We start from the raw sequence: 18,601 nt of genomic DNA, 5'->3' as shown, positions 1-18,601 counted from the left end.
CGTGAAGCTGCTGTCGGACGTGCCGCGCGCGGCAGGGTGGGAACGGCTGGTGTACTGCCTGGTCGTGAACCACCTCTGCGAGGTCGCCGCGGCCCTCGCCGAACGCCGGCCCGGCTTCGACCCCTGGCCCGCCGCCCGCCGTGAGCTGTCCCGGCACGACCTCCCGGAGGCCGCCGCCCTCCTCACCGCGCCCACCCTCCCCGGCAAGACGAACCTGCTGCTGAGGTGGACGGGGGCGGACGGGGCGGCCGCCCGCTACCTGCCGCTGCCCAACCCGCTGGCGGCGGCAGGAGCTGAACTACCCTGACCGGTGTGCTCCGCGAAGTGACTGCTGTTCGATACGTGACCCCGCTGCGGTCCGGCGGCTCGGTGCCCGCTGTCGTCGAGGCCGACGACCTGGGGACGTACGTCGTGAAGTTCACCGGCTCCGCCCAGGGGCGCAAGGCGCTGGTCGCCGAGGTGATCGTCGGTGAGCTGGCGCGGGCGCTGGGACTGCGCTTCCCCGAACTGGTCCTCGTGCGCTTCGACCCGGCGATCGCCGACAGCGAGCCGCACCAGGAGGTGCGGGACCTGCACGCGGCGAGCGCCGGGGTGAACCTCGGCATGGACCATCTGCCGGGTGCCAGGGACTTCACCCCCGAGGTCGCCCGGCACTGCCGTGTCGAACCGCTGGAGGCGGGCCGGGTGGTCTGGCTCGACGCGCTGACCGTGAACGTCGACCGCACGGTGCACAGCTCCAACCTGATGGTCTGGCCGACGCTCGGCGTCGCACCCCCGCGCCTGTGGCTCATCGACCACGGTGCGGCCCTCGTCTTCCATCACCGCTGGGACGGTTCCGAGCCCGCCAGGCGCTACGACTTCCGCCACCACGCCCTCGGCCGGTACGGCCCCGACGTACGGGCCGCCGACGCCGAACTGGCGCCGAAGGTGACGCGCGAGCTGCTGCGGGAGATCGTCGCGGAGGTGCCGGACGCCTGGCTGACGGAGTTCACCACGCCCGCCGAGATGCGCGAGGCGTACGTCGACTACCTGCACGCGCGCGTGCGGGCCTCCGCCGACTGGCTCCCCACCGACTTCCCCAGCCCGGAGGAACTCGCCGCCGAGGAGGCCCTGCGGGCGGCGCGGACGGAACAAGGACGGCCGAACTGGCTCAAGCGGGTCCCCGACCTGCACGGCAAACCGGCCGCGCAACAGGATTGGTCGGTGCACCTCGGATGAGTCCCGTCGTACAGATCGAGTACTGCACCCAGTGCCGCTGGCTGCCCCGCGCGGCCTGGCTGGCGCAGGAGCTGCTCACCACCTTCGAGGCGGAGCTGGGTGAGCTGTCCCTCAAGCCGGGCACGGGCGGGGTGTTCGTCGTCCGCGTCGACGACGAGGTCGTCTGGGACCGGCGCGAGCAGGGCTTCCCGGAGCCCACGGCGGTGAAGCAGGTCGTACGCGACCGAGTGGCCCCGGGGAAGCCCCTGGGCCACTCGGACAGGGCCGCCCGGGAGGACGGCTCCTGAGCGGGGGCGGCTTCAGCCCTTGAGCTGCTCGTACGCAGGCAGCGTCAGGAAGTCCGCGTAGTCGTCGTCGAGGGAGACCTGGAGCAGCAGGTCGTGGGCCTGCTGCCAGTGGCCGGCCGCGAACGCCTCCTCGCCGATCTCGGCGCGGATGCTGTCGAGCTCCTCGGCGGCGACCTTGCGGGCCAGCTCCGGGGTGGCCTTCTCGCCGTTCTCGAACTCGACGCCGGCGTTGATCCACTGCCAGATCTGCGAGCGGGAGATCTCGGCGGTGGCCGCGTCCTCCATGAGGTTGAAGATGGCGACCGCGCCGAGCCCGCGCAGCCACGCCTCGATGTACCGGATGCCGACCTGGACGGCGTTGACCAGGCCGTCGTACGTCGGCCGGGCCTCCAGCGAGTCGATCGCGATGAGGTCGGCCGCCTCGACGTGGACGTCCTCGCGCAGCCGGTCCTTCTGGTTCGGCTTGTCGCCGAGGACCTTGTCGAAGGACTCCATGGCGATCGGGACCAGGTCGGGGTGGGCGACCCAGGAGCCGTCGAAACCGTCGTTCGCCTCGCGGTCCTTGTCGGCGCGGACCTTCTCGAAGGCGACCTTGTTGACCTCGGCGTCCCGGCGCGAGGGGATGAAGGCCGCCATGCCGCCGATCGCGTGCGCACCGCGCTTGTGGCAGGTGCGGACGAGGAGTTCGGTGTACGCGCGCATGAACGGGGCCGTCATCGTGACCGCGTTGCGGTCCGGCAGGACGAACCTGGCGCCGCCGTCACGGAAGTTCTTCACGATGGAGAACAGGTAGTCCCAGCGGCCCGCGTTCAGCCCCGAGGCGTGGTCGCGGAGTTCGTAGAGGATCTCCTCCATCTCGTACGCCGCCGTGATCGTCTCGATCAGGACGGTCGCCCGGACGGTGCCCTGCGGGATGCCGCAGTACTCCTGCGCGAAGACGAACACGTCGTTCCACAGGCGCGCCTCGAGGTGCGACTCGGTCTTCGGGAGGTAGAAGTACGGGCCCTTGCCGAGGTCGAGCAGCCGCTGGGCGTTGTGGAAGAAGTACAGGCCGAAGTCGACGAGCGCGCCGGGAACCTGGGTGCCGTTCGCGTCGACCAGGTGCCGCTCGTTCAGGTGCCAGCCGCGCGGGCGCATGACGACGGTGGCGAGTTCCCCGTCCGGGCGCAGGGCGTACGACTTGCCGGACTTCTCGTCGGTGAAGTCGATGCTGCGGGTGTACGCGTCGGCCAGGTTGATCTGACCCCCGACGACGTTCTCCCACGTGGGCGCGGAGGCGTCCTCGAAGTCCGCGAGCCACACCCGGGCCCCGGAGTTCAGGGCGTTGATCGTCATCTTGCGGTCGGTGGGACCGGTGATCTCGACCCGGCGGTCGTCCAGGGCCGCGGGGGAGGGGGCCACCTTCCAGGAGTCGTCCGCGCGGATCGCGGCGGTCTCCGGGAGGAAGTCGAGCGTGCAGGTGCGGGCGATCTCGGCGCGGCGTTCGGCGCGGCGGGCGAGCAGCTCGTCACGCCGGGGCGTGAACCGGCGGTGCAGCTCGGCCACGAAGGCGAGGGCCGCCTCGGTCAGGACCTCCTCCTGCCGCGGCAGGGGCTCGGCGTCGACGATGGCCAGCGGGGACGGCGCTGGTGCGGACATGAGCGGTCACTTCCTTCAGCGGTGGCACCGGGTGCCAGTCGAACCGGGTACGCGGGCGACGCCCCTCGCAACGGCAGGGCGCTTCTGAACAGTGGATACTAGTTTCCTCATTGTGGAAGTTCAATGGTTTGTTGATGTCGAGATTCTCCGGGTCGAGTGAGAGTGGCTCTGCGTGCCACCCCGTTCACTCAAGGTGCGCCAGATCCTCCGGCGTGTCGATGTCGTACGGCTCGGCCACGTCCCCGCACTCGACGAGCGTGAGGACGTGCCGGTGCTCCTCCAGATAGGCGCGTGCCCCCCGGTCGCCCGTCGCAGTCGCCGCGATCCCGGCCCAGTGCCCGGCGCCGAAGAGGACGGGATGGCCGCGGACACCGTCGTAGGCGGCCGAGACGAGCGAGGCCTCGTCCTCGTGGGCGGCGAGCACCCGGCGCACCGCCTCCGCCCCGATGCCGGGCTGGTCGACGAGCGAGACCAGCGCGGCCCGCGCCCCCGTCCCGGCGAGCGAGTCGAGCCCGGCCCGCAGCGAGGACCCCATCCCGTCGGCCCACTCCGGGTTCTCCACCAGCACACACCCACCGAGCTCGGCCCGCTCCCGTACGACCGCCGCGGCCGCCCCCAGCACCACGTGCACCCGGGCGCAGCCGGCCGCGCGCAGGACACCCACCGCGTGCTCGACGAGGGGGCGGCCCCGGTGTTCGAGCAGCGCTTTGGGCCGCCCGCCGAGCCGCCGCCCACCGCCTGCCGCCAGGAGCAGTCCGGCGACCTGCTGTTCGTTCTCCGTCATGCGTCCTGCATACCTGACGCGCCGGCGTGCGCCGGGTTTCAACGGGCTGAATTTCGGTCCGTACGGTGGCGCGTGGCGCCCCGTGTGGCGTTTACTGACCCGCGTCCCTCGGGGTCTGACGCCGGGGCGCACGAAGGAGTGCGAGGGGGAGAGCTGTGTTGCGGAGCTTGGGGCAGAGGCCAGTGACCGGCAGCGACAAGGATCCGAGAGTGGCGGAACTGCGGGCCGCGGTGTCCCGGCTGCGCCGCGAACTCGCCGCGCATCCCGCCGAGTTCCCCGACCGGTGCATCGCCGAGGACGAACTCGCCGCGCTGGCCGCCATGACGATCGACGGCACACCCGAAGTCCCGCGCCTGCGACGGTCGTTGCTGCTGATCGCGGGGGCGATCGGCTCGGTGAGCGCGCTGTCCAGAGGGCTCACCGAGGTGCGCGACGCGGTGGAGCTGTTCGGGGAGCCGCGGCGTCAGGGGAACGAACCCCGGTAACCCCTGTGGTTTCCGCGGTGCTCGAACTCCGGGCAGAGCCAGGTCTCCTGGACGAACTCGGTGAGGTCGTCCCAGACCGCGAAGATGCCCGTGGGGCCGTGCTTGGCGTCCACCCGCCGGTAGCGGTCCTTGACGTCCCGGAAGCAGGCCAGTGCGGCCATCATCCCGTTGCCGAGGGGGCTGTAGTCGGACCAGGCGCACGAGACGCAGGCCCGCAGTCGGGCGGCTCGCGGCAGCGCGTGCTGGATGTCGCGCAGTGCCTCCTCGAAGTCGTACCGCAAGGTCCCGCTGCTGAACTCGTGCCCGTCCAGGCGCAGGGTGGTGGTGAGGGTCTGCAGGTCCGGCCCGGGGCGGGGGCCCGCCGGGTCGCCGAGCCGCAGGACGCAGTGCAGCGTGCCGGGCCGCACGCCGCTGCCCCTGACGTCGACGGGCAGGGGTGTCTCCCATTCCAGGAGGCAGAAGTACAGCGCCCCGTCGCGGAAGGAGAACATCTGCTCGGGCGGCTCCCCGCCCAGCGCGCCCAGATCGTCCATGGTGTCGCCCTCGAAGCGGACACCCCTGATCGTCGTACGGATCAGCTCCCGGCCGTCCGACTCGAAGACGATCTCCTCCGAGCCGTGCCGGTCCGTGTACCGCCCCGGCCAGCGGAGTAAGGCGATCACGCCGGGCTCTGGGTCGCCAGTGCCTCCGACAGTTCCGACGCCACCTGCTGCAGCACCGGCACGATCTTCTCGGTGGCCGCCTCGGTGACCCGCCCTGCCGGACCGGAGATCGAGATGGCCGCCGCGGTGGGGGAGTTGGGCACCGACACCGCGAGGCAGCGGACGCCGATCTCCTGCTCGTTGTCGTCGACCGCGTAACCCTGGCCGCGCACGTCCTTCAGGGCGGCGAGGAACCCGTCCGGCGTGGTGATCGTCTTCTCCGTCGCGGCCGGCATGCCGGTCCGGGCGAGCAGGGCGCGCACCTCGTCGTCGGGGGTGTTGGCGAGCAGGGCCTTGCCGACGCCGGTGGAGTGCGGCAGGACGCGCCGGCCGACCTCGGTGAACATCCGCATGGAGTGCTTCGACGGCACCTGGGCGACGTAGACGATCTCGTCCCCGTCGAGCAGTGCCATGTTGGCGGTCTCGCCGGTCTCCTCGACCAGGCGGGCGAGGTAGGGGCGGGCCCAGGTGCCGAGCAGCCGGGCGGCCGACTCGCCGAGGCGGATCAGGCGCGGGCCGAGGGCGTAGCGCCGGTTGGGCTGCTGGCGGACGTAACCGCAGGACACGAGGGTCCGCATCAGGCGGTGGATGGTGGGCAGCGGCAGTCCGCTGCTCGCGGACAGTTCGCTCAGTCCGACCTCTCCGCCCGCGTCCGCCATCCGTTCCAGCAGATCGAAGGCGCGCTCAAGGGACTGGACCCCGCCGCCGGCGGACTTGGCGGAGTCGGTGGTGCTGGCGCTGGACGTCGGCACGGCGCGTTCCTTTCGGGGCTGCCTTTCGGGTCTGGGCAGGGGGCAGAAGCCTACCCGGCAGTCGGTTGACTCCCCGCTGGTGCGTAGCTACGTTCTGCTTGCCGGAATAGTAATTCCGCTTTGTGGAAACGTCCAGAGTTTCGACGCAAGGCGCACTGTGAGGAAGTGTGCCCTTGACGGCGTTCGACCGGGAGTGAAGACTCCTTCAACAGAAAGTTGAATTCCGTTACGCGGAAGTCAACGGCGGCAGAAAGGGGTCCGGGTGTCCGACACAGAACTGGTGCTGCGCTCGACGCGCGTCATCACGCCCGAGGGGACGCGGCCCGCGTCCGTCGCGGTCGCCGACGGCACGATCACGGCCGTGTCGCCGTACGACGCACCCGTGCCCCCGGGTGCCCGCCTGGAGGACCTCGGGGACGACGTCCTGCTGCCCGGCCTGGTCGACACCCACGTGCACGTCAACGACCCCGGCCGCACCGAGTGGGAGGGCTTCTGGACCGCCACGCGCGCGGCGGCGGCCGGCGGCATCACCACCCTCGTCGACATGCCGCTCAACTCCCTCCCGCCCACGACGACGGTCGAGCACCTCCGTACGAAACAGGCGGTCGCCGCCGACAAGGCGCACATCGACGTCGGATTCTGGGGCGGCGCCCTGCCCGGCAACGTCAAGGACCTGCGTCCGCTGCACGAAGCGGGGGTCTTCGGGTTCAAGGCGTTCCTGTCGCCGTCCGGCGTGGACGAGTTCCCGCACCTCGACCAGGACGGACTCGCCCGCTCGCTGGCCGAGATCGCCTCCTTCGGCGGGCTGCTGATCGTGCACGCCGAGGACCCGCACCACCTGGAGGCCGCCCCGCAGCACGCCGGCCCCCGGTACGCGGACTTCCTGGCCTCCCGGCCGCGCGACGCCGAGGACACGGCGATCGCCCAACTCATCGACCAGGCCAGGCGGTTGGACGCCCGCGTGCACGTGCTGCACCTGTCGTCGAGCGACGCGCTCCCGCTGATCGCCCGGGCGAAGGCGGACGGGGTCCGCGTCACCGTGGAGACCTGCCCGCACTACCTCACTCTCACGGCCGAGGAAGTCCCGGACGGGGCGAGCGAGTTCAAGTGCTGCCCGCCCATCCGGGAAGCCGCCAACCAGGACCTGCTGTGGCAGGCGCTGGCCGACGGCACCATCGACTGCGTGGTCACCGACCACTCCCCGTCCACCGCCGACCTCAAGACGGCCGACTTCGCCACCGCGTGGGGCGGCATCTCGGGCCTGCAACTGAGCCTGGCGGCGGTCTGGACGGAGGCCCGCAGGCGCGGCCACTCGCTGGACGACGTGGTCCGCTGGATGTCCGAGCGGACCTCCCGGCTGGTGGGCCTCGACCGCAAGGGCGCCATCGAGGCCGGCCGTGACGCCGACTTCGCGGTCCTCGCACCGGACGCCACCTTCACCGTGGACCCGGCGGCCCTCCAGCATCGCAACCGCGTCACGGCGTACGCGGGCAAGACCCTGTACGGGGTGGTGCGCTCGACCTGGCTGCGCGGTGAACGCATCGTGGCGAACGGCGAGTTCACCGTTCCGAGGGGCCGGCTGCTCACCCGTACGCCCTGATCGACCCGCACCGGCAACTCCAGAAAGGCACATGTACGTGACGGCGATTCCCAGCTTCACCGGCGACGCGCACCCGTACGGCGGCGGTGACCCGTACGCGGACTACCGCACCGCCGACTTCCCCTTCACCCGGTACGCCGACCTCGCCGCGCGGACACTCGGCGGCTCGGTGATCGCCGCCAACGACGAGTTCTTCGCCCAGCGCGAGAACCTGCTGCTGCCCGGGCGGGCCGAGTTCGACCCCGAGCACTTCGGGCACAAGGGCAAGATCATGGACGGCTGGGAGACCCGGCGCCGCCGGGGCGCCTCGGCCGAGCACCCCTGGCCGACGGCGGAGGACCACGACTGGGCGCTGGTGCGGCTGGGCGCGCCCGGGGTGATCCGGGGGATCGTGGTCGACACGGCCCACTTCCGCGGCAACTACCCGCAGGCGGTGTCGGTCGAGGGGACCTCGGTCGCGGGCAGTCCGTCCCCGGAGGAACTGCTGGGCGACGACGTGAAGTGGACGACGCTGGTCCCGCGGACGCCCGTCGGCGGCCACGCGGCGAACGGCTTCGAGGTGTCCGTGGAGCAGCGCTTCACGCACCTGCGGGTCAACCAGCACCCCGACGGCGGCATCGCCCGCCTGCGCGTGTACGGCGAGGTCGTACCGGACCCGGCGTGGCTGACGGCCCTCGGCACCTTCGACGTGGTCGCCCTGGAGAACGGCGGCCGGGCGGAGGACGCCTCCGACCTCTTCTACTCGCCGGCCTCGAACACCATCCAGCCGGGCCGCTCCCGCAAGATGGACGACGGCTGGGAGACCCGCCGCCGCCGTGACCGGGGCAACGACTGGATCCGCTACCGGCTCGTGGCCCAGTCGCAGATCCGCGCGATCGAGATCGACACGGCGTATCTGAAGGGGAACAGCGCGGGCTGGGCCTCGGTGTCGGTCCGCGACGGCGAGGACGGCGACTGGCGCGAGGTCCTCCCGCGCACCCGCCTCCAGCCCGACACCAACCACCGCTTCGTGCTGCCGGCCCCGGCGGTGGGCACACACGCGCGCGTGGACATCTTCCCGGACGGAGGGATCTCGCGCCTGCGACTGTTCGGCTCCCTGACGGAGTCCGGTTCGGCGGCCCTGTCGGCGAGACACCAGGAACTGGGCGGCTGAGGCAGGGCCTGCTCGGCCCACGCGCATCGGCCGGCTGCGGCGGGCGTGCCTCGCCCCCTGGCGCTGGGTGGTTGAGGGGGGCGTTCCTGGCCCACGCGCTGGGTGGTTGAAGCGAGTGCTCCTGGCCCTCGCGCTGGCTGGCCGGGGCAGGGGTAACTGGTCCCCTGGCGCTGGGTGGTTGAGGGGGGCGTTCCTGGCCCACGCGCTGGGTGGTTGAAGCGAGTGCTCCTGGCCCTCGCGCTGGCTGGCCGGGGCAGGGGTAACTGGTCCCCTGGCGCTGGGTGGTTGAGGCGGGCGTTCCTGGCCCACACGCCGTGCGTTTAGGCAGGTTGTTTCTCGCCCCTCGCGCCGGGTGGCCAAGGCGGCGTACCTGACGGCCGTGCGTCGGGTGGCTGGGCGGGTGTTCCTCGCCCCCTCGCGCCGGGTGGCCAAGGCGGGCGTACCCGGCGGCCGCGCGCCGGGTGGCTGGGCGGGTGTTCCTCGCCCCCTCGCGCTGAGTGGTTCAGGCGTTCGGCTCGCCGAGACGGGCGAGCCTCGCACCCGTGGGCCGGGGAGCTGTCAACAGCTCCCCGGCCCACGGGCAGTGGGACCTCGGGGCGCTCCAAAGCCCCTCCCACGGCAGCCGCTACCTCACGCCGCATGCCCCCCGTCCACCGAGAACTCCGCACCCGTCACGTACTCCGCCCCCGCCAGGTACGCCACCGTCGACGCCACTTCCTCCGCCGTGCCGAACCGTCCCGCCGCGGTCATCGCGGCCTGCCCCGCGGCGAACGGCCCGTCCCCCGGATTCATGTCGGTGTCGATCGGCCCGGGATGCACGATGTTCGCCGTGATCCCCCGCGGCCCCAGCTCGCGCGCGAGGGCCTTCGTCAGCCCGATCAGCGCCGACTTGCTCGTCGTGTACAGGGTCCCGCCGGGACCGGGCACCCGCTGGGTCATGCAGCTCCCGATCGTGATGATCCGTCCGCCGTCCCGCATCCGCGCGGCCGCCGCCTGAGAGGCCAGGAACACCCCGCGCACGTTGACGGCCAGGACCCGGTCGACCTCCGCGAGGGACAACTCGCCCAACGGGCCCAGCACCCCCACGCCCGCGTTGTTCACCAGGACGTCCAGCCCGCCGAGCGCCTCCGCCGTACGCGTGACCGCCCCGGCCGCCTCATCGGGGTCCGCGGAGTCCGCCCGCAGGGCGACGCCCCGTCGTCCCAGCGCCTCGACCCGCCGTATCACGTCCGAGGCCGCCTCCTTGCCGTCCACGTACGTCACGGCCACGTCCGCGCCGTCCCGCGCCAGTCGTACCGCCGTGGCCGCACCGATGCCGCGGCTGCCCCCGGTGACGAGCGCGACCTTGCCGTTCAGAGTTCCGTAAGTCGTTGTCATGGCATCCATCCCACCGGCCGGCTCCCCGGACCGCTGGCGGCCTACGGACACGAAGCTCGACAAGGTCAACTCTGTGTTAACTCATAGGACGTGACGGGAAAACTTCCGGAGTTGTCATTGACATGCCATGCTCTACGCGCGTCATCATGAGCGCATGAGATTCCCCCCACGGATCACTCACCTCGGCGCCGCGGCCGCAGTCCTGTCCGCCCTCCTCGTCGGCGGCACCGTCACCACCGCCACCCCGGCGGCCGCCGCGGTCGGCAGCATCTGCTACACCGGGCTGCCGTCCCAGGCGTACGACACCCTGGACCTGATCGAACAGGGCGGCCCCTACCCCTACTCCCAGGACGGGAGCGTCTTCCAGAACCGGGAAGGCGTCCTGCCCAGCCGGTCGACCGGCTACTACCACGAGTACACGGTGATCACGCCGGGCTCCTCCACGCGCGGCGCACGCCGGATCGTCACCGGAGAGAAGACTCAGGAGGACTACTACACGGCGGACCACTACGCCACGTTCAACCTGGTCGACTACGGCTGCTGACAGCGGGACGTCAGCCGGGCCTGCGGCTCTCCGCGGCGGCGAACAGCGCGAACGCCAGCACGATCAGGGCGACGCTCGCGTAGATCTCGTAGCCGTCGAGGAAGCCGATCCGCTGGACGAGCCCGATGTGCCAGTCGGTGAACTCGTGCAGCAGACCCATCCCGCCCTGCACCAGGGCGAGGAAACCGAACAGTTCGAGCAGTTGCTTCATGGGTGCACCCTCGCCCCGCGGACCCCCCACGGACATCGGCCGCGGGGCGAGCCCCGTGCCACCGAAGCATCGGATCCGCGCGGCCGGCCGCGCCGAAAGTCTGCGATGCCGCGACTTTGGTCGCCCATCACGGTCACGGGGAGGTGCTCCAGCACCCCGCTGCGTAGATTTGTCGACCGTGAGCACTGACGAGACGGTCCCCGAGCCCCCGGCCTTCCCCGGCCGGCACTGGCTGCTGCCGTCCGCCGTTATCCACGAGTTCGAACCGGACGGCGCACGGCCCGGACGGCGTCCCCGGCGCACCGCGCGCGACTGGCTCGTCGACTTCTCCTGCTTCCTCCTGGCCGTCCTGATCGGCCTGATCGCGGCGGACGCCGTCGGCGACAACCCGCACGTGTCGCACACCGCGGCCGTCCTCGACCAGTTGCTGGGCGCGCTCGCCTGCGCGGCCGTGTGGCTGCGCAGGCGCTGGCCGGTCGGCCTCGCCCTGGCCACGATCCCGCTCGGGGTGCTCTCGGACAGCGCCGGCGGCGCCTGCACGATCGCCGTCTTCACCCTGGCCGTGCACCGCCCCTTCCGGTACGTCGCCTGGGTGGCCGGCCTCAACATCGCCGTCGTGCCCGTCACGTTCCGGCTGCGACCCGACGCGGACCTGCCCTACGTCGTCTCGGTGGTCCTCACCGTGGTCCTGATCGTCGCGGTCGTCGGCTGGGGCCTGCTGGTGCGGGCCAAACGGCAGCTCATGTTCAGCCTGCGCGACCGCGCCCGGCGCGCGGAGACCGAGGCGCGGCTGCGGGCCGAGCAGGCCCAGCGGCTCGCCCGCGAGGCCATCGCGCGCGAGATGCACGACGTCCTCGCGCACCGGCTGACCCTGCTCAGCGTCCACGCGGGCGCCCTGGAGTTCCGGCCGGACGCGCCCCGGGACGAGGTAGCCCGGGCGGCCGGCGTCATCCGGGAGAGCGCGCACGAGGCCCTCCAGGACCTGCGGGAGATCATCGGCGTCCTGCGGGCCGCGGACCACGACGACACGGGCCGTCCCCAGCCGACCCTCGGCGCGCTCGACACCCTGGTCGCCGAGTCCCGTGAGGCCGGCATGAAGGTCGTCCTCGACAGCCGGGTCACCGACCCCGCCGCCGTGCCCGCCTCCGTCGGCCGCACCGCCTACCGCATCGCCCAGGAGAGCCTCACCAACGCCCGCAAGCACGCCCCCGGCACGGAGGTCGCCGTCACCGTCGCGGGCGGCCCGGGCGAGGGCCTCGCCGTGACCGTCCGCAACCGGCCGCCCGAGGGCGAGGTGCCGCCCGTCCCCGGCTCCGGCCAGGGACTGATCGGCCTCACCGAGCGCGCCACGCTCGCCGGGGGCCGGCTGGAGCACGGGGTGGAGGAGGACGGGGCGTTCGCGGTGCGGGCGTGGCTGCCGTGGGGGTGACGGCCCCGCTGTCGCTGGCGGCCCAACTCAGCCGCCCGGGAGGGTGATCGCGTGTCGTTCCCGCGTGATTACGTAGGCCCCATGACTGTGATCAGAGTGCTCCTCGTCGACGACGACCCCCTGGTGCGGGCCGGTCTGTCACTGATGATGGGCGGGGCCGAGGACATCGAGATCGTCGGAGAGGCGGCGGACGGCACCGAGGTCGAGGCCGCCGTCGACCGGACCCGGCCGGACGTCGTCCTCATGGACATCAGGATGCCGGCCGTGGACGGCCTCACGGCCACGGAGCGGCTGCGCGGCCGCCCCGACGCCCCGCAGGTCGTCGTCCTGACCACCTTCCACGCCGACGAGCAGGTGCTGCGCGCCCTGCGCGCGGGCGCCGCCGGATTCGTCCTCAAGGACACCCCGCCGGCCGAGATCCTCGCCGCCGTCCGCCAGGTCGCGGCCGGCGACCCCGTCCTGTCGCCCACCGTCACCCGCCAGCTCATGGACCACGCGGCCGGCAGCGCCGCCGACAGCCGACGGGCACGCGCGCGTGAGCGCATCGCCGCCCTCAACGACCGCGAACGCGAGGTCGCCGTCGCCGTCGGCCAGGGCCTGTCCAACGCCGAGATCGCCGCCGCCCTCTACATGAGCGTCGCCACCGTCAAGACCCACGTCTCCCGCGTCCTGGCCAAGCTCGACCTCAACAACCGCGTGCAGATCGCCTTGTTGGCGTACGACGCGGGACTGCTGGAGCCGTCCGAGGCACCCGAGCCGGACGGGCACTAGTCGCGGCCGCCGGGCGTTGACGGGGTGAAGGGGGGGTTCATGACCGAAGCAGTGATCGACCTCGGGGAGTACGGCGACGCGTTCCGTGCCGACCCGCACCCCGTGTACGCCGAGTTGCGCGCCCTCGGCCCCGTGCACCGCGTGCGGCCGCCCGGTTCCCACGCCGACTACGCGACCTGGCTCGTCGTCGGGCACGAGGAGGCGCGCGCGGCACTCGCCGATCCGAGACTGTCCAAGGACGGCCGCAGGATCGGCGCGGTGTTCCACGACGAGGAGCTCATCGGCCGCCATCTGCTGGGCAGCGACCCGCCCGAGCACACCCGGCTGCGCGCCCTGGTCTCCCGGGCCTTCACCATGCGCCGGGTCGAGCGACTGCGGCCCCGCGTCCAGGAGATCACCGACGACCTCCTCGACACGATGCTGCCGCACGGCCGCGCCGACCTGGTGCAGTCCCTCGCCTACCCGCTGCCGATCACCGTGATCTGCGAACTCCTCGGTGTGCCCGAGATGGACCGCACCGAGTTCCGCAAGCTGTCCACCGAGGTCGTGGCCCCCACCAGCGAGGAGAGCTCGTACGACGCCGTCCTGCGCCTCGGCGACTACCTGAAGGAGCTCATCGAGGACAAGCGGTGCGCAGGCCCGAGCGACGACCTGCTCGGCGACCTCATCCGCACCACCGCCTCCGACGGCGACCGGCTCTCCCCGTCGGAACTGCGCGGCATGGCCTTCCTGCTGCTGATCGCGGGCCACGAGACCACGGTCAACCTCATCACCAACGGCGTGCACGCCCTGCTCACCCACCCGGACCAACTCGCCGCCCTGCGCGCCGACATGAGCCTCGTCGACGGCGCGGTCGAGGAGACCCTGCGCTACGAGGGCCCGGTGGAGAACGCGACCTTCCGGTACGCCGCCGAGCCCTTGGAGATAGCGGGACGGACCATAGCCGCGGGCGACCCGGTGATGATCTGCCTGAGCGCGGCCGACCGCGACGACTCCCGCTACCCGGCCCCGGACCGCTTCGACATCCGCCGCGACCCCCGCGGCCACCTGGCGTTCGGCCACGGCATCCACTACTGCCTGGGCGCCCCACTGGCCCGCCTGGAGGCCGGCACCGCGATCCGCACCCTGCTGGACCGCGCCCCCGGCCTCGCCCTCGACGGCCCCACGGGGGAGTGGCTGCCGGGAATGCTGATCAGGGGAGTACGGAGCCTGCCGGTGCGGTGGCCGCAGGCCGCGGTGTGAGCTGCGCAGGGGGCCGTGGCACCCGGTCGGCCGGGCGTGCGGACGCGCGGGCGTGGGGACGCGCGGACGCGCGGACGTGCAGGCGTGCGGACGTGACGGCGTGACGGGTCAGAACGCGGTCGCGCTCGTGCCGCCCGGGAGCTCCGCCAGCCGTACCGCCCTGCGCTCGCGTCGGGACACCTCGCACGCCTCGGCGACCCTCAGCGCCTGCAATGCCTCCCGGCCGTCGCAGGGGTTCGCCCGCTCGCCCCGGACCACTTCGACGAACGCCGCCAGCTCGGCCTCGTAGGCCGGTCCGAACCGCTCCAGGAAGCCCGTCCACGGCTTGTCCGCCGCGGGCGGCCCGGTGGGCTCCGTGGACGCGATCGGCGTGCGGTCGTCCAGCCCCACCACGATCTGGTCCAGCTCCCCGGCGAGCTCCATGCGCACGTCGTACCCGGCGCCGTTCAGCCGCGTGGCCGTGGCCGTGGCGAGGGTCCCGTCGTCGAGGGTGAGCACGGCCGCCGCGGTGTCGACGTCCCCCGCGGCCCGGAACATCGGCGGACCGGCGTCGGACCCGGCCGCGTACACGTCGACGATCTCGCGCCCGGTCACCCAGCGCAGGACGTCGAAGTCGTGGATCAGGGTGTCCCGGTACAGCCCCCCGGACAGCGGCAGCCACTCCGCCGGCGGCGGCGCCTGGTCGGAGGTGAGGGCCCGCACGGTGTGCAGCCGTCCGAGCCGCCCCGAGCGCACGGCCTCGCGCGCGCCGGTGTACCCCGTGTCGAAGCGCCGCTGGAAACCCATCTGGAGAACCGTCCCGGCGGTCTCCACCTCGGCGATCGCCTGCATCGTGCCCGGCAGGTCGAGCGCGATGGGCTTCTCGCAGAACACCGGCAGCCCCGAGCGCGCCGCCCGGCCGATCAGCTCGGCGTGGGCGGAGGTCGCCGTGGTGATGACGACGGCGTCGACACCCCATTTGAAGATCTCGTCGACGCCCGGGGCCGCGGTCTCCCCGAGGCGGTGCGCGAGCTCCTGGGCCCGCGCCCCGTCCGCGTCCGTGAGGATCAGGGAACCGACCTCCCGATGGCGGCTGAGCGTGTTCGCATGAATGGTGCCGATGCGGCCCGTCCCTATGACCCCGATGCGCATGTGAACAAAGTGTGGTCGCGCACCCCGTGCTGTCAATCCGTATGTCCGGACAATGTGACTACACGACTTCCCGTCAACAGCGCACGGAGCTACGCTCGGGCCCGTGCCGAAACCAGGAGTGGACCCGACCGTGACGCTCGAGCTCAGTGTGGACCGCAGCAGCCCGGTGCCGTTGTACTTCCAGCTCGCCCAGCAGCTGGAGGCCGCGATCGAGCACGGGACGCTCACCCCCGGCAGCCTGCTGGGCAACGAGATCGAGCTCGCCGCCCGGCTCGGCCTGTCCCGGCCCACCGTCCGCCAGGCCATCCAGTCGCTCGTCGACAAGGGCCTGCTCGTGCGCCGCCGCGGTGTCGGCACCCAGGTCGTGCACAGCCAGGTCAAGCGCCCGCTGGAGCTCAGCAGCCTCTACGACGACCTGGAGGCGGCCGGCCAGCGCCCCGCGACGAAGGTCCTCGTCAACTCCGTCGTCCCCGCCACCGCCGAGATCGCCGCCGCGCTCGGCGTCGCCGAGGGCAGTGACGTGCACCAGGTGGAACGCCTGCGCCTGGCCCACGGCGAGCCGATGGCGTACCTGTGCAACTACCTGCCGCCCACCCTGCTCGACCTGGACACCGACCAGCTGGAGGCGACCGGCCTGTACCGCATGATGCGCGCGGCCGGGATCACCCTGCACAGCGCCCGCCAGTCCATCGGCGCGAGAGCGGCCACGGCGGCGGAGGCGGAACGCCTGGCGGAGGAGGCCGGAGCGCCTTTGCTGACGATGCAGCGGGTGACCTTCGACGACACGGGGCGAGCGGTCGAGTACGGCACGCACACCTATCGTCCGACTCGCTACTCGTTCGAATTTCAGCTCCTGGTGCGCCCCTGAAAGGGGCGCGGGGCTGTATTCAGCGGTCCGGCTCCCATCGATTTGCGGCTCCGTCACGTGGGCGCGACCAGCCACGCAGCAGCCGCACCCGGCATGACTCGCGCCCTCCTTTTCTCCCCCGTTCGGCACCCAGCGTGAGCGTGCGGCAGAATCGGGGCCGATGAGCACCTACGGCAACTTCAGCGCCCCCATAGGCTCCCGCCGCGCCCCCGCCCTGCGGACCGTCGGCACGAGGGAACGCCGCTCACACCTGACCGCACCGCGCGTGCCGACGGTGGGCATCGACATCGGCGGCACCAAGGTCATGGCGGGTGTCGTCGACGCCGACGGCAACATCCTGGAGAAGGTCCGCACCGAGACCCCGGACAAGTCGAAGAGCCCCAAGGTCGTCGAGGACACCATCGTCGAACTGGTCCTGGACCTGTCCGACCGCCACGACGTCCACGCCGTCGGCATCGGCGCGGCGGGCTGGGTCGACGCCGACCGCAACCGCGTGCTGTTCGCACCCCATCTCTCCTGGCGCAACGAGCCGCTGCGTGACCGCATCGCCGGGCGTCTCGCGGTCCCCGTCCTCGTCGACAACGACGCGAACACCGCCGCCTGGGCCGAGTGGCGCTTCGGCGCGGGCCGCGGCGAGGACCACCTCGTCATGATCACGCTGGGCACCGGCATCGGCGGCGCGATCCTGGAGGACGGCCAGGTCAAGCGCGGCAAGTACGGCGTCGCCGGCGAGTTCGGACACATGCAGGTCGTCCCCGGCGGCCACCGCTGCCCGTGCGGCAACCGCGGCTGCTGGGAGCAGTACAGCTCGGGCAACGCCCTGGTCCGCGAGGCCCGTGAACTGGCGGCGGCCGACTCGCCCGTCGCCTACGGGATCATCGAGCACGTCAAGGGCAACATCGGCGACATCACCGGCCCGATGATCACCGAGCTGGCCCGTGACGGCGACGCCATGTGCATCGAGCTGCTCCAGGACATCGGCCAGTGGCTCGGCGTCGGCATCGCCAACCTCGCCGCCGCCCTCGACCCGTCCTGCTTCGTCATCGGCGGCGGCGTCAGCGCGGCCGACGACCTGCTGATCGGCCCCGCGCGGGACGCCTTCAAGCGTCAGCTCACCGGCCGCGGCTACCGCCCCGAGGCCCGTATCGCCCGCGCCCAGCTCGGACCCGAGGCCGGCATGGTCGGCGCCGCCGACCTCGCCCGCCTGGTCGCCCGCCGCTTCCGGCGCGCCAACCGGCGCCGGGTGGAGCGGCACGAGCGCTACGAACGGTACGTGGAGGCCCGCCGTACGTCCCGGGACACCGCATGACGGCATCCCTGCCCCGCCAGGCCGCGGCGCCCCCGGACGGACCGGAGGGGCCCACCGAGGACCGCCGCCACATGATCCGCCGCAGGGCGATCACCCTGCTGATCATCGGTCTGCTCATCGGCGTCCCGGCCGGCTACCTGGTGATCTCCGCCAACCAGAGCCGGGACAGCGGCAAGGACAAGGAGGCGAAGTACTCGGCGACGGGCCTGACACCCGGCTGGCCGTCCAAGGTGCAGCGCCGCCTCTACCAGGTGCCGGTCCCGCACCCCGCGGACCTGGTCGCCTCCTACGAGACCAACAACTGGAAGACCAGCCGCCTCTACGTCCAGTTCCGGACGACCGACGCGGGCCTCGCCGCCTTCCTCACCGGCATGGGCGTCAGCCGAGCCGACCTCAAGAAGAACGACGTCACCATCAGCGAGCGCGACCAGAAGGTCAGCGGCTGGAGGTTCGACGGCCCGCGCTCCTGGTGGGGCCTCACCCACGCGCAGAAGGACCCGGCGCCCACCCAGGACGTCATGGTCAACCTGACCGTGCCGAACGCCCCGAAGGTGTACGTCGTCTCGCGCACGGTTCCCTGACCCGGCCGGTCGCCGGAGCCGATTGTCAGACCCCGCCCGTAGAGTCGAAGACGAGTGATCCGACACGCGGGCGGGAGGTGACAGGACGTATGAGCGACAGCACCATGGTGGCCGAGCGCGGCGCCGAGCGGCGGACAGCGGACGTCCCGCTCCGGCTCGCCGCCGTCTTCCTGCCCGCGCCCCTTCCGCGTGACGGCCGGATCGCGTTCTGGGACCCCGAAGGCGTGCCCCTGCTGGCCGGGACGACCCCCGAGCGCGCTGAACTCACCGAGCTGACCGTCGTACGACCGCACGGAGCCGGAGTGCGGCGCCGGACGGCGTCCGCCCTCTCGCTCCCGGTCGGCGAGGCACTGCCGCTGCTCGTCCGGGCCCGGCGCGATCCCGCCGCCCATCCCGCCACCGCCTGCTGGGGCGCCGCCGCCCTGCACGCGCTGCGGCTCACCGCCCGCGGCCGCCTGCTGCCCGGACTCACCGCCACCGGCCATGACGCCTGGCGGGCCGGCCCCCTCGACCCCGACGA

At 72.4% G+C, this 18,601-nt stretch carries 20 protein-coding genes and 1 pseudogene; 14 read left to right on the top strand and 7 right to left on the bottom strand.

Annotation, left to right across the window (positions count from 1 at the left end; all coding sequences use genetic code 11):
• The 3 genes from AOJ26_RS29445 to AOJ26_RS29435 all read left to right on the top strand — a co-directional run.
• Window positions 1-307, top strand: a 307-nt coding sequence (locus AOJ26_RS29445) for a ferric iron reductase (RefSeq protein WP_199828884.1), incomplete at its 5' end; no start/stop codon positions are given.
• Between the two features lie 5 nt (window positions 308-312).
• Window positions 313-1,218 (top strand): HipA family kinase, encoded by a 906-nt coding sequence (locus AOJ26_RS29440; protein WP_053851402.1) that lies wholly within the window; start codon window positions 313-315, stop codon window positions 1,216-1,218.
• A complete protein-coding gene (locus AOJ26_RS29435) occupies window positions 1,215-1,505 on the top strand; it encodes a SelT/SelW/SelH family protein (protein ID WP_053851401.1) in 291 nt (96 codons plus the stop codon). The genes AOJ26_RS29440 and AOJ26_RS29435 overlap by 4 nt, the downstream gene beginning before the upstream one ends.
• Before the next feature lie 12 nt (window positions 1,506-1,517).
• Here the strand turns inward: AOJ26_RS29435 and aceB are convergent, their stop codons facing one another.
• Together aceB and AOJ26_RS29425 are read right to left on the bottom strand one after the other, a co-directional pair.
• Complete coding sequence (gene aceB / locus AOJ26_RS29430) at window positions 1,518-3,143, bottom strand: malate synthase A (RefSeq protein ID WP_053851400.1); 1,626 nt, start codon at window positions 3,141-3,143, stop codon at window positions 1,518-1,520.
• Window positions 3,144-3,327: 184 nt separating this feature from the next.
• On the bottom strand, window positions 3,328-3,927 hold the full coding sequence (locus AOJ26_RS29425; protein WP_053851399.1) for a nucleotidyltransferase family protein: 600 nt from the start codon (window positions 3,925-3,927) through the stop codon (window positions 3,328-3,330).
• A gap of 182 nt (window positions 3,928-4,109) precedes the next feature.
• Here AOJ26_RS29425 and AOJ26_RS29420 point away from each other — a divergent pair, with 182 nt between their 5' ends.
• A complete protein-coding gene (locus tag AOJ26_RS29420) occupies window positions 4,110-4,412 on the top strand; it encodes a DUF5955 family protein (protein ID WP_234358694.1) in 303 nt (100 codons plus the stop codon).
• Here the strand turns inward: AOJ26_RS29420 and AOJ26_RS29415 are convergent.
• Window positions 4,391-5,074, bottom strand: coding sequence for a DUF6304 family protein (locus AOJ26_RS29415; RefSeq protein WP_053851397.1), 684 nt, complete (start codon window positions 5,072-5,074; stop codon window positions 4,391-4,393). The genes AOJ26_RS29420 and AOJ26_RS29415 overlap by 22 nt on opposite strands.
• Window positions 5,071-5,865: an IclR family transcriptional regulator gene (locus AOJ26_RS29410; RefSeq protein WP_053851396.1), complete on the bottom strand. Its 795-nt coding sequence runs from the start codon at window positions 5,863-5,865 to the stop codon at window positions 5,071-5,073. Before AOJ26_RS29410 ends, AOJ26_RS29415 begins: the two co-directional genes overlap by 4 nt.
• Before the next feature lie 262 nt (window positions 5,866-6,127).
• Between AOJ26_RS29410 and allB the strand changes: the two genes are divergently transcribed.
• Entirely contained in the window at window positions 6,128-7,465 is a 1,338-nt protein-coding gene (gene allB, locus AOJ26_RS29405; protein ID WP_053851395.1) for an allantoinase AllB, read from the top strand.
• 37 nt (window positions 7,466-7,502) lie between these two features.
• Window positions 7,503-8,618 (top strand): allantoicase, encoded by a 1,116-nt coding sequence (gene alc / locus AOJ26_RS29400; RefSeq protein ID WP_053851404.1) that lies wholly within the window; start codon window positions 7,503-7,505, stop codon window positions 8,616-8,618.
• A 630-nt stretch (window positions 8,619-9,248) separates the two neighbouring features.
• Here alc and AOJ26_RS29395 read toward each other — a convergent pair.
• Window positions 9,249-10,004: an SDR family oxidoreductase gene (locus AOJ26_RS29395; RefSeq protein WP_179200419.1), complete on the bottom strand. Its 756-nt coding sequence runs from the start codon at window positions 10,002-10,004 to the stop codon at window positions 9,249-9,251.
• A 145-nt stretch (window positions 10,005-10,149) separates the two neighbouring features.
• Here AOJ26_RS29395 and AOJ26_RS29390 point away from each other — a divergent pair, with 145 nt between their 5' ends.
• Window positions 10,150-10,539, top strand: coding sequence for a ribonuclease domain-containing protein (locus AOJ26_RS29390; protein WP_053851393.1), 390 nt, complete (start codon window positions 10,150-10,152; stop codon window positions 10,537-10,539).
• Window positions 10,540-10,549: 10 nt separating this feature from the next.
• Here AOJ26_RS29390 and AOJ26_RS29385 read toward each other — a convergent pair whose 3' ends face one another.
• On the bottom strand, window positions 10,550-10,750 hold the full coding sequence (locus AOJ26_RS29385) for a hypothetical protein (RefSeq protein ID WP_053851392.1): 201 nt from the start codon (window positions 10,748-10,750) through the stop codon (window positions 10,550-10,552).
• Between the two features lie 169 nt (window positions 10,751-10,919).
• Between AOJ26_RS29385 and AOJ26_RS29380 the strand changes: the two genes are divergently transcribed.
• The 3 genes from AOJ26_RS29380 to AOJ26_RS29370 all read left to right on the top strand — a co-directional run bounded on the left by AOJ26_RS29380 (window position 10,920) and on the right by AOJ26_RS29370 (window position 14,192).
• Complete coding sequence (locus AOJ26_RS29380; protein ID WP_053851391.1) at window positions 10,920-12,179, top strand: histidine kinase; 1,260 nt, start codon at window positions 10,920-10,922, stop codon at window positions 12,177-12,179.
• 81 nt (window positions 12,180-12,260) lie between these two features.
• Window positions 12,261-12,950 (top strand): response regulator transcription factor, encoded by a 690-nt coding sequence (locus tag AOJ26_RS29375; RefSeq protein ID WP_179200420.1) that lies wholly within the window; start codon window positions 12,261-12,263, stop codon window positions 12,948-12,950.
• Window positions 12,951-12,989: 39 nt separating this feature from the next.
• Complete coding sequence (locus AOJ26_RS29370) at window positions 12,990-14,192, top strand: cytochrome P450 family protein (RefSeq protein WP_053851389.1); 1,203 nt, start codon at window positions 12,990-12,992, stop codon at window positions 14,190-14,192.
• A gap of 108 nt (window positions 14,193-14,300) precedes the next feature.
• Here AOJ26_RS29370 and AOJ26_RS29365 read toward each other — a convergent pair whose 3' ends face one another.
• On the bottom strand, window positions 14,301-15,323 hold the full coding sequence (locus AOJ26_RS29365; RefSeq protein WP_053851388.1) for a Gfo/Idh/MocA family oxidoreductase: 1,023 nt from the start codon (window positions 15,321-15,323) through the stop codon (window positions 14,301-14,303).
• A gap of 130 nt (window positions 15,324-15,453) precedes the next feature.
• Here AOJ26_RS29365 and AOJ26_RS29360 point away from each other — a divergent pair, with 130 nt between their 5' ends.
• The 4 genes and pseudogenes from AOJ26_RS29360 to AOJ26_RS29345 form a co-directional block, all read left to right on the top strand.
• A complete protein-coding gene (locus tag AOJ26_RS29360) occupies window positions 15,454-16,191 on the top strand; it encodes a GntR family transcriptional regulator (RefSeq protein ID WP_086724841.1) in 738 nt (245 codons plus the stop codon).
• A gap of 160 nt (window positions 16,192-16,351) precedes the next feature.
• Window positions 16,352-17,500, top strand: a complete 1,149-nt coding sequence (locus AOJ26_RS29355; RefSeq protein ID WP_037712265.1) for an ROK family glucokinase — start codon at window positions 16,352-16,354, stop codon at window positions 17,498-17,500.
• Window positions 17,497-18,081, top strand: coding sequence for a hypothetical protein (locus AOJ26_RS29350; protein ID WP_053851386.1), 585 nt, complete (start codon window positions 17,497-17,499; stop codon window positions 18,079-18,081). The genes AOJ26_RS29355 and AOJ26_RS29350 overlap by 4 nt, the downstream gene beginning before the upstream one ends.
• Window positions 18,082-18,170: 89 nt before the next feature.
• Window positions 18,171-18,601 (top strand): annotated as a pseudogene (locus tag AOJ26_RS29345) (ATP-dependent helicase); the annotation flags it as partial.

This window comes from Streptomyces sp. NRRL B-24085, assembly GCF_001282115.1.
In the GTDB taxonomy this organism is placed as follows: domain Bacteria; phylum Actinomycetota; class Actinomycetes; order Streptomycetales; family Streptomycetaceae; genus Streptomyces.
The sequence above is the reverse complement of the archived record's forward strand: the minus strand, read 5'-3'. Positions and strand labels throughout refer to the sequence as shown.

Excerpts from the sequence above, each read along its gene's own strand:
- AOJ26_RS29435 (WP_053851401.1), top strand. The coding sequence starts at position 1,215 with ATGAGTCCCGTCGTACAGATCGAGTACTGCACCCAGTGCCGCTGGCTG.
- aceB (WP_053851400.1), bottom strand. The coding sequence starts at position 3,143 with ATGTCCGCACCAGCGCCGTCCCCGCTGGCCATCGTCGACGCCGAGCCC.
- AOJ26_RS29425 (WP_053851399.1), bottom strand. The coding sequence starts at position 3,927 with ATGACGGAGAACGAACAGCAGGTCGCCGGACTGCTCCTGGCGGCAGGC.
- AOJ26_RS29395 (WP_179200419.1), bottom strand. The coding sequence starts at position 10,004 with ATGGATGCCATGACAACGACTTACGGAACTCTGAACGGCAAGGTCGCG.
- AOJ26_RS29390 (WP_053851393.1), top strand. The coding sequence starts at position 10,150 with ATGAGATTCCCCCCACGGATCACTCACCTCGGCGCCGCGGCCGCAGTC.
- AOJ26_RS29385 (WP_053851392.1), bottom strand. The coding sequence starts at position 10,750 with ATGAAGCAACTGCTCGAACTGTTCGGTTTCCTCGCCCTGGTGCAGGGC.
- AOJ26_RS29375 (WP_179200420.1), top strand. The coding sequence starts at position 12,261 with ATGACTGTGATCAGAGTGCTCCTCGTCGACGACGACCCCCTGGTGCGG.
- AOJ26_RS29370 (WP_053851389.1), top strand. The coding sequence starts at position 12,990 with ATGACCGAAGCAGTGATCGACCTCGGGGAGTACGGCGACGCGTTCCGT.
- AOJ26_RS29365 (WP_053851388.1), bottom strand. The coding sequence starts at position 15,323 with ATGCGCATCGGGGTCATAGGGACGGGCCGCATCGGCACCATTCATGCG.
- AOJ26_RS29355 (WP_037712265.1), top strand. The coding sequence starts at position 16,352 with ATGAGCACCTACGGCAACTTCAGCGCCCCCATAGGCTCCCGCCGCGCC.
- AOJ26_RS29350 (WP_053851386.1), top strand. The coding sequence starts at position 17,497 with ATGACGGCATCCCTGCCCCGCCAGGCCGCGGCGCCCCCGGACGGACCG.